15 protein-coding genes and 1 tRNA gene are annotated in these 11,602 nt (G+C 62.1%); 12 read left to right on the forward strand and 4 right to left on the reverse strand.

Features of this window, described 5'->3' with window-relative positions:
- The first annotated feature begins 100 nt into the window (after nt 1-100).
- The 7 genes from YUO_RS0101545 to YUO_RS0101575 all read left to right on the forward strand — a co-directional run bounded on the left by YUO_RS0101545 (nt 101) and on the right by YUO_RS0101575 (nt 4,833).
- Nucleotides 101-652 (forward strand): ubiquinol-cytochrome C chaperone family protein, encoded by a 552-nt coding sequence (locus tag YUO_RS0101545; RefSeq protein ID WP_028345709.1) that lies wholly within the window; start codon nt 101-103, stop codon nt 650-652.
- Complete coding sequence (locus tag YUO_RS0101550) at nt 649-1,233, forward strand: YceD family protein (protein WP_028345710.1); 585 nt, start codon at nt 649-651, stop codon at nt 1,231-1,233. The genes YUO_RS0101545 and YUO_RS0101550 overlap by 4 nt, the downstream gene beginning before the upstream one ends.
- Before the next feature lie 302 nt (nt 1,234-1,535).
- Complete coding sequence (gene plsX / locus YUO_RS0101555; protein WP_028345711.1) at nt 1,536-2,582, forward strand: phosphate acyltransferase PlsX; 1,047 nt, start codon at nt 1,536-1,538, stop codon at nt 2,580-2,582.
- A complete protein-coding gene (locus YUO_RS0101560) occupies nt 2,579-3,556 on the forward strand; it encodes a beta-ketoacyl-ACP synthase III (protein WP_028345712.1) in 978 nt (325 codons plus the stop codon). Before plsX ends, YUO_RS0101560 begins: the two co-directional genes overlap by 4 nt.
- Before the next feature lie 133 nt (nt 3,557-3,689).
- The gene (locus tag YUO_RS0101565; RefSeq protein WP_028345713.1) at nt 3,690-4,019 is read left to right on the forward strand and encodes an integration host factor subunit alpha; all 330 of its coding nucleotides are present in this window, start codon (nt 3,690-3,692) and stop codon (nt 4,017-4,019) included.
- A gap of 91 nt (nt 4,020-4,110) precedes the next feature.
- Nucleotides 4,111-4,665 carry a MerR family transcriptional regulator gene (locus tag YUO_RS0101570; RefSeq protein WP_028345714.1) on the forward strand — a complete coding sequence of 185 codons (555 nt, stop codon included), beginning with the start codon at nt 4,111-4,113 and terminating at the stop codon, nt 4,663-4,665.
- A 90-nt stretch (nt 4,666-4,755) separates the two neighbouring features.
- Nucleotides 4,756-4,833, forward strand: a tRNA-Pro gene (locus YUO_RS0101575).
- A gap of 31 nt (nt 4,834-4,864) precedes the next feature.
- Here the strand turns inward: YUO_RS0101575 and YUO_RS48430 are convergent.
- Nucleotides 4,865-4,993, reverse strand: a complete 129-nt coding sequence (locus YUO_RS48430; protein WP_256441605.1) for a hypothetical protein — start codon at nt 4,991-4,993, stop codon at nt 4,865-4,867.
- Between the two features lie 368 nt (nt 4,994-5,361).
- Here YUO_RS48430 and YUO_RS0101580 point away from each other — a divergent pair, with 368 nt between their 5' ends.
- Nucleotides 5,362-6,267: a dihydrodipicolinate synthase family protein gene (locus YUO_RS0101580; RefSeq protein ID WP_028345715.1), complete on the forward strand. Its 906-nt coding sequence runs from the start codon at nt 5,362-5,364 to the stop codon at nt 6,265-6,267.
- A gap of 152 nt (nt 6,268-6,419) precedes the next feature.
- A complete protein-coding gene (locus tag YUO_RS0101585; RefSeq protein WP_028345716.1) occupies nt 6,420-7,388 on the forward strand; it encodes an SDR family oxidoreductase in 969 nt (322 codons plus the stop codon).
- A gap of 73 nt (nt 7,389-7,461) precedes the next feature.
- Here YUO_RS0101585 and YUO_RS0101590 read toward each other — a convergent pair whose 3' ends face one another.
- Both YUO_RS0101590 and YUO_RS0101595 read right to left on the reverse strand, forming a co-directional pair.
- Nucleotides 7,462-7,932 (reverse strand): GcrA family cell cycle regulator, encoded by a 471-nt coding sequence (locus YUO_RS0101590; protein WP_028345717.1) that lies wholly within the window; start codon nt 7,930-7,932, stop codon nt 7,462-7,464.
- A gap of 43 nt (nt 7,933-7,975) precedes the next feature.
- Nucleotides 7,976-8,176: a hypothetical protein gene (locus tag YUO_RS0101595; protein WP_028345718.1), complete on the reverse strand. Its 201-nt coding sequence runs from the start codon at nt 8,174-8,176 to the stop codon at nt 7,976-7,978.
- 259 nt (nt 8,177-8,435) lie between these two features.
- Between YUO_RS0101595 and YUO_RS0101600 the strand changes: the two genes are divergently transcribed.
- Nucleotides 8,436-8,813 carry a GrlR family regulatory protein gene (locus YUO_RS0101600; RefSeq protein WP_028345719.1) on the forward strand — a complete coding sequence of 126 codons (378 nt, stop codon included), beginning with the start codon at nt 8,436-8,438 and terminating at the stop codon, nt 8,811-8,813.
- 19 nt (nt 8,814-8,832) lie between these two features.
- Here YUO_RS0101600 and YUO_RS0101605 read toward each other — a convergent pair whose 3' ends face one another.
- Nucleotides 8,833-9,774, reverse strand: a complete 942-nt coding sequence (locus YUO_RS0101605) for an acetamidase/formamidase family protein (protein WP_028345720.1) — start codon at nt 9,772-9,774, stop codon at nt 8,833-8,835.
- 158 nt (nt 9,775-9,932) lie between these two features.
- Between YUO_RS0101605 and YUO_RS0101610 the strand changes: the two genes are divergently transcribed.
- Nucleotides 9,933-10,733, forward strand: coding sequence for a YdcF family protein (locus YUO_RS0101610; RefSeq protein WP_028345721.1), 801 nt, complete (start codon nt 9,933-9,935; stop codon nt 10,731-10,733).
- 71 nt (nt 10,734-10,804) lie between these two features.
- A complete protein-coding gene (locus YUO_RS0101615; protein ID WP_028345722.1) occupies nt 10,805-11,587 on the forward strand; it encodes a DUF169 domain-containing protein in 783 nt (260 codons plus the stop codon).
- The last annotated feature ends 15 nt before the right edge of the window (nt 11,588-11,602 follow it).

Below are 11,602 nucleotides of genomic sequence, written 5' to 3' on the forward strand. Positions count from 1 at the left end.
ATTCGCCCGTCCTCTTGCATCGCGCGGTGCGTTGACGTACCGGGCAGCACGCTGGATTGCAACATGCGCGGCCCGGGAGGGCTCGCGTACGGAACCCACAATGCTTTGGCCGTTCAATCACTTCAGGAAACCCCGGACGCCGCTGCGCGGCACCATCGAGGCCATCTATGGCATGATCGTGACGCAGGCGCGAGAACCGTTGTTTTATCGGGACTTTGGGGTTCCGGATACGGTTAACGGCCGTTTTGACCTGCTTCTCCTGCACTTGTGGCTGGTCCTGCGGCGGCTGAAGTCGGTGGAGGGCGGTACGACGCTGTCGCAGGGGCTATTCGACCATTTTTGCGACGATATGGACGATAATCTGCGTGAGATGGGGGTTGGAGACCTCGCGGTGCCGAAGCGCATGCAGGCCTTCGGCGAAGCCTTCTATGGCCGGACCGCGGCCTATGACCTAGCGCTGACCGAGGGCCGCGAGGCACTGGCGCAGGCGATGTGCAAGAATATCCTGAATGGCGAGAACATCGAAAAGGCCCGGCTGCTTGCCGCCTACGCCGAGGCGGCAATGGCGGGCCTCGACAGCCTCGACGAGGCGACGCTGGTGAGCGGCCGGGGCAAGTTTCCCTCGCCGGAGAAAGCAGGCGCGCAGCAATGAGCAAGACTGGCACAGAGAAGCCCGACCCGTGGCGTGTTCCCGTTGCGGTGGCGCAGATCCCGGAGACGGGCCTACATCGTGATATCGAGGCCGACCAGGCTATCCGCAAAGCCGTCGCCGACACGGGCGGCTTGCGCGAGGTGCTATCGGCGGGGGCTTCCTTCGACGTGACGCCGAAGAGCGGCGGCCGCTTCCATGTGGCCGGCCATGTGCGGGCGCGGATCGGGCAGACCTGCGTTGTGACGCTGGAAGACATCGAGAACGACATCGACGAGCCGATCGATCTGATTTTCGCGCCGCCCGAGCAGGTCCCGCAGATGGCCGCGCTGGTCGATGAGGCCGAAGAGAGCGATGACGAGACGCCCGATCCGCCCGAGCCGATCGAGAACGGCATCATCGATCTCGGCAGGGTTGCCACCGATGCATTGTATCTCGCGGTCGATCCATATCCGCGCAAACCCGGCGCCGTATTTGAGCCGATGGTTGAAGCCGCCGATCCCGAGGATCACCCGTTCGCGGCGCTCAAGGCGTTGAAGGCGTCACCGAGGAAATCCGGCACCAGGAAGCCCAAAGGCAAGTAGCCGGCGGCTAAAGTAGTCCATGAGGCCGCATTCGGTTTGAGGTAGCTGCGTTATCTCGCCAGGAATCCTAAATAAGGCATTGAATTATCTGAATATATTTCTTATTCTTGACTTCGGGCCACACCGCTTCGCTTTTGCCAAAAGACGGCGGTCAAGAGGTTGTGTCGGGCCGGGGACACGCTATTGTCGCCGCCCGGCGGAGGTGCAGTATCGCGTTTCGCCGAGCACCGCCTAATGGTGCCATTCCAGTGCACCGCCGGCCTCTACGAGGGCCGCCAAGAGATCAGGTTTCCGGGACGTTCATGCCGCAAAAGGTTCGCATCGCGCTTGACGCCATGGGTGGCGATGTCGGCGCATCGGTCGTCATTCCCGGCGCCGCAATTTCTTTGAATCGGCATCCCGACAGCGAATTTCTGCTTTACGGCGACAGCAAGCAGATCGACGAACAACTCGCCAAGTACCCGGCGCTGCAAAAGGCGTCGCGCGTGATCCACACCGACGTCACTGTGAGCATGCACGACAAGCCGAGCCAGGCGTTGCGTCGCGGCCGCAAGACGTCGTCGATGTGGCTTGCGATCGATGCGGTGAAGAGAAAGGAGGCCGACGTCGCGGTCTCCGCGGGCAATACCGGCGCGCTGATGGCGATGGCGCGTTTCCATCTGCACACCATGCAGGGGATCGATCGTCCGGCCATTGCCGGCGTGTGGCCGACAGCGCGCGGCGATTCCGTCGTGCTCGACCTCGGCGCCACGATCGGCGGCGACGCGCACCATCTCGTGGCGCTGGCGGTGATGGGCAGCGCAATGGCGAGCGTGCTGTTGAACCGGGAACGGCCTACCGTCGGCCTCCTCAACATCGGGGTCGAGGAGATCAAGGGCCATGAGGAGATCCGCGAGGCGGCCGAGCTGCTGCGCGCGTCGCAGCTCAATTATATCGGCTTCGTCGAGGGCGACGGAATCGGCCAGGGCGCGGCCGATGTGATCGTGTCGGAAGGTTTTAGCGGCAACATCGCGCTGAAGGCTGCGGAGGGAACCGCGCGCCAGATGGCGGACTTCCTGCGCCAGGCCATGAAGAGCAGTTGGCTGTCCCGGATCGGTTACCTGTTCGCCCGCGGCGCGTTCAAGGCGCTGCGGGACAAGCTCGACCCGAACAAATCCAATGGCGGTGTGTTGCTCGGCCTCAAAGGCGTGGTTGTCAAAAGCCATGGCGGAATCAGCGCCGAAGGCTTTGCCTACGCAGTCGATGTTGGCTATGAGATGGTCCGCTGCGATCTCCTCACCAAGATCAATCAGATGATAAATAGCGACGGCAGTGCGCTGGCACCGACCGCGCAGGAGGCTGTCTCGTGACTGCGAAACGTTCGGTGGTGCTGGGCTGCGGCTCTTACCTGCCGCAGAAGGTGCTGACCAATGCCGAACTGGCGGCCCGAATCGATACTTCGGACGAGTGGATCGTGCAGCGTACCGGCATTCGGGAGCGCCACATCGCGGCCGAAGGCGAGTTCACCTCGCACCTGGCGATCAACGCCGCGCGCGCGGCGCTGGAACATGCCGGTCTCGACGCCCAGGCGATCGACCTGATCGTTCTCGCGACCTCGACGCCGGACAATACCTTTCCGGCCACCGCTGTTGCAGTCCAGAACGGGCTCGGCATCCATCATGGCGCCGCCTTCGATCTGCAGGCGGTGTGCTCCGGCTTCGTCTTCGCGCTCGCAACCGCCGACAATTTCCTGCGCTCCGGCGCCTACAAGCGCGCGCTGGTGGTTGGTGCGGAGACGTTTTCGCGCATTCTCGACTGGAACGACCGCGGCACCTGCGTGCTGTTCGGCGACGGCGCCGGCGCGGTCGTACTGGAAGCGCAGGACCAGCCGGGTTTGCCTTCCGATCGCGGCGTGCTCACGACCCATCTGCGCTCGGACGGCCGGCATCAGTCGAAGCTCTTCGTGGACGGCGGCCCGTCCACGACGCAGACCGTCGGTCATCTCCGGATGGAGGGCCGCGAAGTGTTCAAGCACGCGGTCGGCATGATCACGGACGTGATCGTGGATGCCTTCAATGCGACCGGGACGACGGCCGAGGACATCGACTGGTTCATCCCGCATCAGGCCAATAAGCGAATCATCGATGCTTCGGCGCATAAGCTTCATATTGCGCCGCAGAAGGTGGTGTTGACCGTCGATTTGCACGGCAACACGTCGGCTGCGTCGATCCCGCTGGCGCTCGCGGTTGCCGTCAAGGACGGGCGGGTAAAGAAGGGCGATCTGGTGCTGTTCGAGGCCATGGGCGGCGGCTTCACCTGGGGTTCCGCGCTGGTGCGCTGGTAGACGCGGCGCCAAAATGCTGTTTAAAATTGTAGTGCGGTTCCATGCTTCTGCATGATGGTCGCTGTTGACCATTGCGTGCTAACCTCATAATTTCAGGGAATAAATTTTGTTCGCCGAGAGTGCGGGGCAGGCGATGACCGGGACCGGAAAAACAGTCACACGCGTCGATTTGTGCGAGGCGGTCTACCAGAAGGTGGGCCTCTCGCGAACGGAATCCTCGGCGTTTGTTGAGCTCGTTCTGAAAGAAATTACCGATTGCCTGGAGAAGGGCGAGACGGTGAAGCTGTCGTCGTTCGGCTCCTTCATGGTGCGCAAGAAGGGTCAGCGTATCGGACGTAATCCGAAGACCGGTACTGAAGTGCCGATCTCGCCGCGTCGCGTGATGGTGTTCAAACCATCCGCTATTCTGAAGCAGCGGATCAACGGGCACACGCCCGGCAATGGCGAAAGCAAGACCGATTAAGAAGACCGACTAGCGAGATCGAGTAACACGGCCGCGTAGCAAGGCGAGTACCGCGTCTTCACCAACGAAATAAGTTGAGAGGAGCTGGCACTTGGACAAGGCCCCGGATGCGTTTCGCACCATTAGCGAAGTCGCTGAAGAACTCGACATTCCCCAACACGTGCTGCGGTTTTGGGAGACGCGGTTCGCCCAGATCAAGCCGATGAAGCGAAGCGGCGGGCGGCGTTACTACCGCCCGGACGATGTTGATCTGCTGAAGGGCATCCGCCGTCTGCTGTACGGCGAGGGCTATACGATCCGCGGCGTGCAGCGGATCCTCAAAGAGCACGGCATCAAATCGGTGCAGGGCCTCGCCGACCAGACCTCGGCGGTCACTTTCGGCGCAGTCGAGGAAGCGATCGGCCTCAGCCTGCAGGAGCCCGACGAGGGCGAGATCCCGACCGTCGCAGCCGACGACGAGGATTACGAGACCGAAGAGAAGGAAATCGATTACCGCTTCGTCGACACCGACGACGACGGCATTTTGCTGCCATTTGCGAGGGCCAAGCCGGGACCATCGGACGCCGACCGCGAGCGCCTGGAGCGGGTGCTGCAGGACTTGATCGCCTGCAAGCAATTGCTGGATAACGCAATGAAGGACGGCTGAGCGGGCGGGCGGAACTGCCGGTCTGTCGGCCGCAATGAGGCCGCTCTCCTGCCTTGCGCCGGGCGCCGATCGCAGCTAATGGAACGGCATCGGAGCGTGGCGCAGCCCGGTTAGCGCACTAGTCTGGGAGACTAGGGGTCGAAGGTTCAAATCCTTTCGCTCCGACCATTTCTTTCACGGGTGGCGATTTTGATCGCTGCTAGATGCCGAGAACCCAGACGGCAACAATGGTCCCCAACACAGCTATTCCGCTGACTGTCCAGCCCGTCAAATAGGCCGCACCATCGGTTTCCGGTCGATCCACCATGGTATCGCGCCACTGGGTCATGGCGGCCTCCTGTTCATTTTTATTGATACTGCCTCCTGTTTGTAAGTCGCTGCCGTGGGCTCAAGGTTCAAGCGGCGCGGGCCGCGAAATAATTCCCCGCGCTTCATGATCCAACCAAGCTCGATACCTGCACATATCCAACCGGTCGGAGACGCGCGGCGCCCTGGGCATGCCGGCTGTGGGTTCTTCAACCTCAGGGCACTGTGCCATGCGGAGGAATTTTGCACGGCATTTCCGATGCCCTGCCGTGTCAATTCCGCAACTGGATCGCGGTCCCGACCTTCAATAGGCTTGCCGCAACCCGGCGGGCAGGTCGGGAAAAGGGGATACACCCCGTTATCAGGGAATCGAAACGCGAGGGTCAACCCATGAAAGCACGTCCGACCGGCGTGATACCGCCGATGACGACGCCGTTCCGGAAAGACGGCGAGATCGATTTCAAACTCGTTGCTCCGCAGGTCGACTGGTTGATCGCGGCCGGCAGCCACGGCATGGCGGCGGGCGGTTCGACCGGGGAGGGCCATACGCTCGATCACGAGGAGTATCGGGATCTGGTGGCGGCGACGGTGGAGGCCGCGAAAGGGCGCGCGCCCGTGATCGCCGGCATCATCGTGGATTCCACCCGCGATGCGATCCGTCGCGGCAGACTGGTGCGCGACATGGACGTCGCAGCGCTACAGGTGACGCCGGTGCACTATTTGTTCAAGCCGGACGAGCAGGCGATGGTCGACCATTTCCGCCGCATGGCCGACGAAACCGGTATGCCGATCATCATCTACAACGTCGTGCCGTGGTCGTACCTCTCGCCGGCACTACTGACCCAGATCATGAACGAGGTGCCGCTGGTCGTCGGCGTCAAGCAGAGCGCGGGTGATCTGAAACTGTTTGCCGACCTCATGATGATGGCGCCGGACAAATTGATCTACAGTGCCGTCGATGCGCTGATGTATCCGTCCTACACGCTCGGCGCGCATGGTTCGATCGCGGCGATCCTGAGCGCCGCGCCGCATGCTTCCGTCGAACTCTGGAATGTGGTCAAGGCAGGCAACCACATTCGCGCGCTCGAACTGCACAAGAAACTGCTGACGCTGTGGAACGCGATCGTCTCGGACAATCTGCCGGCATGCACGCGCTATGCGCAGTCGCTGCAGGGCCTCCCGACGACATTCTCCCGCGCGCCGATGCCGGAAGCATCGCCCGCGCAGCAGACTGCGATCCGGAAGGCGCTGGAGGGATTGGGTGCGCTTGGCGGCTCGCGCGAGGCGGCGGAGTAAATTCCGCTGCGCGAAAACGCCCTGCAACACAATCGGGCCGCCCGTCTCGCGGACGGCTTTACCGGCAGCTCCCACCTGTTACTGTCGTTCCGCACGGGCTCCACGCCATGAGGGCCCCAACTCAAAAATTGCAAACCGAGGTAAGCGTCTCAATGAAGGATTTTGCCGGAAAGTTCGCCGTGATCACCGGGGGCGGCACGGGCATGGGCCGCGAGCTCGCGCGTCAGCTCGTGGCCGAAGGCTGCAATGTCGCGATGTGCGATGTCTCGCCGGAGGCGATGGCCGAGACCAAGCGGCTGTGCGAGGCGGAAAGGCTGCCGCAGGGCTTGCGCGTCACCACCCACGTCGCCGACGTCTCGATCGAGGCGCATCTGCAGCGCTTCCGTGACGAGCTGATCGAACAGCAAGCGACCGACAAGATCCATCTGTTGTTCAACAATGCCGGCATCGGCGGCGGTGGCAGTCTGTTCACCAACACGCGCGAGCAGTGGGAACGGACCTTCAACATCTGCTGGGGCGGTGTCTATCTCGGTGTCCGCACTTTTCTGCCGCTCCTGATGAAGGCCGAGGAGGCACACATCATCAACACATCGAGTGTCAACGGATTCTGGGCATCCGTGGGCGTGGGTGCCTCGCACACGGCCTACAGCGCCGCCAAGTTCGCAGTGAAAGGCTTCACCGAAGCGTTGATGACGGATCTGCGGCTCAACGCCCCGCACATCAAATGCTCTGTCGTGATGCCCGGGCATATCGGCACCTCGATCGTTGCCAATTCGCGCAAGATCCAGAGCGGATCGGAATCCGATGAACTCAGCCCGAACGAAATTTTGGCGACACGGCAGCGCCTGAAGGGCATGGGCATCGACACCGCGCCGATGTCGGATGACGACATCCAGCAGATCGCACTCGACCGCGCCCGCTCTTTCCGCGAGGAGGCGCCGACCACGGCGGCGGCTGCGGCAAAAATCATCCTCGACGGCGTCAAGGCCGATCGCTGGCGGATTCTCGTCGGCGACGATGCGCACAAGCTCGATGAGCGGGTGCGGCAGGCCCCGGAGAACGCCTACACGCCGGAGTTCTACAAGAGCTTTACGGAAGAGGTCGGCTGGCGACTCGGGTAGTGGACGATCGGTTCTGATGGAATCAGAACCGAAGCTTCGCTTTTTGATGCGTCTTCACGGCAACTGATGCCGCTCACGCGCGCGAGATGCGCTGACGCGAACCCGGGCGGTAGGCGAGGCGGGTGTGGCCCGAGCAATAGGGCATGCCTTCCACGGGCGTATTGCCGCAAAAGCAGAAGTCCTCTGCGCCTGGCGTGCTGATCGGCCAGCGGCATCTTTCGTTGCTGAGTTCGTATAGCGAGCAGCGGCGTTCGCTTACGATAGGTTCTTCCTGTAACGGCTGCGCGTTTTCGTAGACGGCTTGCAGGACTTGATATTGCAGCCTGGGGACGGATTTCCTGGAGCGCTCCCTGGCAGCCTTGGTCGGACGCGGTTCGGCTGGGGCGGGGCCGCGCGTCAATTGCAGGCGCGAGAGTTTGCCGATCACGGCGTTACGGCTGACGCCGATGCTGGCCGCGATCTCGCGGCAGGTGAGGCCGGCTTCAAAATGGCTTTTCAGGAGTTCGACGCGATCGGTAGTCCAGGTCGGTACATTCGTAAGCATTTTCTCGGTTCCACATTCTGTGAAAACCGCCGCGTTGCTCCCGTCAGGACGTCTTGCCGTTGTCGCGGATCGCAAGCAGCCCATCCTTGATGGCGAGCCGAATGCCTTCCTCGATCAGGGTCCTTGCAACGCCGGGAACACTTGTGCCGTGGGTGCCCTGTCTCACCAATTTTTCCATATACGCGATGGTCGAGAGCGCCAAGGTCACGGGAACGCGGTCGGTTTCGGCTTTTTCTGTAGCCATGGGGAACGCTAACTTTTAAATGCTGTACAGAAAAGTTACTATTTCGACTCTATTTAGTTTTGCACACATGAGTCAAATGACTTGTGGATAGCTCTCTATCCATTTGAAAAAACATATTAAAAGCCGAGGCACGGTTTGTGGATTTGCTAAAGCGCCCGTGACGCGCAGCGCGCGGCGGCCTTAACGGGGTTAACAGCCGCGGCGAAACGATCCAGCCGTACGGCCATTTCCTGATTGCTTCGCGCTGCAGGGAATGCCGATGATGTCCTGGGACGGCGGCAAGGGCGCAATGACGGTAACGAACGGTCTCTACACCATTCATATCGAGATGACGGACGGCGGCCATGGCCGCGCGCACGGCGTGATCGTACTGCAAGACGGCAAGATCGCTGGCGGTGACTCGTATTTCTATTACACGGGCTCTTACACCGCAGATCGCGGCAAGTGGCGCGGCGAACTGATCACCAACGAGCACACGAAATCGGCAGGCAGCCTGCCGCTGTTCGGCGGGCGCGAAGTCACTTGCGGCTTCAGCGGGTCGTACGCCGCCGATGGCGCGCAGGTGCAGGGGACCGCGTTGGTCGGAAAGACCAGCGTATTGTTTCACGCGCGGCTGAAGCTGCGCTCTCCTTTTTGAAGAGGCGCAAGTCGTCCAATCAGCCGTGCACGACCGCCTTCGCGATCATGCAGTGAATGCCCTTGGAGCCGTTCACCGTTTGCGTCACGCGCAGATCGGCGGCGAGGCTGCAGAGCGTGTAGGCATCCTCGCGCGACAGATTGCGCTTCTCGCCGAGCAGCACGATCATGTCGCGCAGCGCCCGCACCACGCATTGATCGAGATCGGGGTCCATCGCCATTGTCATGTAGTGGTCAGGCGTTTCCGCGCGGGGATAGGCGAGCCGCAGGTCCTTGCGCAGCGTCAGACGGAAGCGGCCCTGCAGCGCGGTCTCGATCGCGGTGACGCAGACTTCGCCATCGCCCTGCACGCCGTGGCCATCGCCGCAGGAGAACAGCGCGCCCGGCACGAACACCGGCAGATACAGCTTGGCACCGGCGCCCAGCTCCTTGTTGTCGAGATTGCCGCCCATCGCGCGCGGAATCAGCGAGGTGATGCGGCCCCAGGCTGCCGGCGGCGCCACGCCCATCACACCGAAAAACGGCTTGAGCGGCAGATCGAGCCCCCACGGCATGCGTCCCACCATCCGCTCGCGGTCGAGCGGAATGTTCAGGATCCGCGTTTCGTGAAAATCGTCGGGTAGCGTCCCCGCCAGCGGACGGATCAGATTGTAGCCCCAATCCTGCCGGAGCTGGACGTCGAGAATCTCGACCTCCAGCACGTCGCCGGGCTCGGCCCCTTCCACGGCGACCGGGCCGGTGAGAATATGGCCCGGCAGCATCCGCTCGCTTCGCGCGTGAATATCGGCAAGCTCGGGAGGTACGTGAAACTTGCTGCAATCAGGCGCCACGTCCGGGCCGCCGGTCACGGTGTCGATCGTGACCTCGTCGCCGCTAGCGATGGTCAGGACGGGCTTCAACTTGGCTTCGAAGAAGCCCCAGTGGCAGGTTTCGGGGCTGGAATGCAGGTGATGATGGGGCATGCGAAGGCTTTCTTGCCGGGATTGTCATGTTCAATTTGTCATTGCCGGACTTGGTCCGGCAATCCATCATTTTTCAAATGGGGCTGGCATTTAGCGAAGAAGATGGATACGCGGGTCAAGCCCGCGTATGACGAGTTTGCTTATCCGTGAGGCTTCCCTTGTTTTTTGTCCTCTCCAAGACGCTCGGCTTTCTGCTGTTGCCGACGAATCTGCTGATCGGCGTAGGCTTCGTCGGTGCCATCCTGATGTTCACGCGCTTTGCATCGCTCGGCCGCAAACTGGTGATCGCAGCCGTTCTGCTGCTCGTCATCTGCGGACTGTCGCCGCTCGGGAACCTGCTGCTCTATCCGCTGGAGCAGCGCTTTCCGCCATGGGACGGGGCGCGCGGTGCGCCTGATGGCATCATCGTGCTCGGCGCGTCGATCGAAGCCGATCTTTCCACTGCGCACGGCACACCGGTGGTGCGCAGCTCACCGGATCGCCTGATCGCGGCTGCCGCGCTGGCGCACCGCTACCCGAAGGCGCGCATTGTGTTCTCCGGCGGCAGCGCGAAACTGATTTCGAACGACGCCAGGGAAGCCGATTTCGCTGGCGCCATCTTCGAAAGCCTCGGCATCGACAAGTCGCGGCTGACCATGGAACGGGGTTCCCGCAACACGCTGGAGAACGCGGAATTCTCCAAAGCCTTGCTTGCGCCCAAGGAAGGCGAGCGTTGGCTGTTGGTGACTTCGGCCTTCCATATGCCGCGATCGATCGGCCTGTTCCGGAAGGCGGGATTTGCGGTCGAACCTTATCCCGTCGACTGGCGGGTCGGCGGACGTGACGATGTGTTTGACTTCACCAATGTCGCGATCGATGGACTGGGACGGACCGACGTGGCAGTGCGCGAATGGGCGGGTCTAATCGCTTACCGCGCCACCGGCAAGATCGACGAGTTGTTGCCGGGGCCGGCAAAGTAGCAGCGGGCAGCCAGCCGGGCTACAATCGAAGACAGGCGCCGGCTAAGCGCGCCGATTTGGGAGTTGACGCCATGCAACAGCAAACGCCGGAAGCGTTCGATTTGGCCGGCATGGTGGCCGACCTGAACAGCCTGCTACGGCTGAAGACGACTGTGATCGGCATCAAGATGTTTGCCAGCGTCGAGGAGATGACGGCGATTCCAAAAATCCGGCGTCCCTCGGCGGTGCATACCACCGATCAGATCGTCAGCATGGCTTCGCGGCTCGGCTGGACCGTCGGCATCACCGGCGACGATTTGGTCGGCGCGCAATGCCGAGCGGTGATCGGGCTTGCGCCGCAGGACGAGAAGTGGCTCGCGGGGGAAAACTACGTGGGCGTCTGGCATGGCACCGCCGAAGACGCACGCAAGCGCCAGGAAGCGCTCGACGTCGTGCCCTTCGGCCAGTACCAGGCGATGGCAGTGAGCCCGCTCACCAGCGGGCGGCTCAATCCGCCGGATATCTGTCTGGTCTATGCCACGCCCGGGCAGATGATCATTCTGATCAACGGCCTGCAATATACCGGTTACAAGAAATTCGAATGGGGCGTGGTCGGCGAGACCGCCTGCGCGGATTCCTGGGGCAGGGCGCTGAAGACCGGCGAGCCCTCTCTGTCGCTGCCGTGCTTTGCGGAACGGCGTTATGGCGGCGTGCCTGATGAGGAGATGCTGATCGCGCTCAAGCCGGAGCATCTTGCCAAGGCCATCGTAGGCATGAAGCAACTCGCAAAGAACGGTTTGCGCTATCCGATCGCGCCCTATGGGATCCAAGCTGATGTCCGCGCCGGGATGGGCGTGTCCTATCCGAAGAAATAGCCCAGCCGTCATTGC

Source organism: Bradyrhizobium murdochi (genome assembly GCF_000472965.1).
GTDB lineage: Bacteria > Pseudomonadota > Alphaproteobacteria > Rhizobiales > Xanthobacteraceae > Bradyrhizobium > Bradyrhizobium murdochi.

What these genes read in the sequence shown, in the direction of transcription:
- YUO_RS0101545 (WP_028345709.1), top strand. Translation starts at nt 101, where the DNA reads ATGCTTTGGCCGTTCAATCACTTCAGGAAACCCCGGACGCCGCTGCGC.
- YUO_RS0101550 (WP_028345710.1), top strand. Translation starts at nt 649, where the DNA reads ATGAGCAAGACTGGCACAGAGAAGCCCGACCCGTGGCGTGTTCCCGTT.
- plsX (WP_028345711.1), top strand. Translation starts at nt 1,536, where the DNA reads ATGCCGCAAAAGGTTCGCATCGCGCTTGACGCCATGGGTGGCGATGTC.
- YUO_RS0101565 (WP_028345713.1), top strand. Translation starts at nt 3,690, where the DNA reads ATGACCGGGACCGGAAAAACAGTCACACGCGTCGATTTGTGCGAGGCG.
- YUO_RS48430 (WP_256441605.1), bottom strand. Translation starts at nt 4,993, where the DNA reads ATGACCCAGTGGCGCGATACCATGGTGGATCGACCGGAAACCGATGGT.
- YUO_RS0101580 (WP_028345715.1), top strand. Translation starts at nt 5,362, where the DNA reads ATGAAAGCACGTCCGACCGGCGTGATACCGCCGATGACGACGCCGTTC.
- YUO_RS0101585 (WP_028345716.1), top strand. Translation starts at nt 6,420, where the DNA reads ATGAAGGATTTTGCCGGAAAGTTCGCCGTGATCACCGGGGGCGGCACG.
- YUO_RS0101590 (WP_028345717.1), bottom strand. Translation starts at nt 7,932, where the DNA reads ATGCTTACGAATGTACCGACCTGGACTACCGATCGCGTCGAACTCCTG.
- YUO_RS0101595 (WP_028345718.1), bottom strand. Translation starts at nt 8,176, where the DNA reads ATGGCTACAGAAAAAGCCGAAACCGACCGCGTTCCCGTGACCTTGGCG.
- YUO_RS0101600 (WP_028345719.1), top strand. Translation starts at nt 8,436, where the DNA reads ATGATGTCCTGGGACGGCGGCAAGGGCGCAATGACGGTAACGAACGGT.
- YUO_RS0101605 (WP_028345720.1), bottom strand. Translation starts at nt 9,774, where the DNA reads ATGCCCCATCATCACCTGCATTCCAGCCCCGAAACCTGCCACTGGGGC.
- YUO_RS0101615 (WP_028345722.1), top strand. Translation starts at nt 10,805, where the DNA reads ATGCAACAGCAAACGCCGGAAGCGTTCGATTTGGCCGGCATGGTGGCC.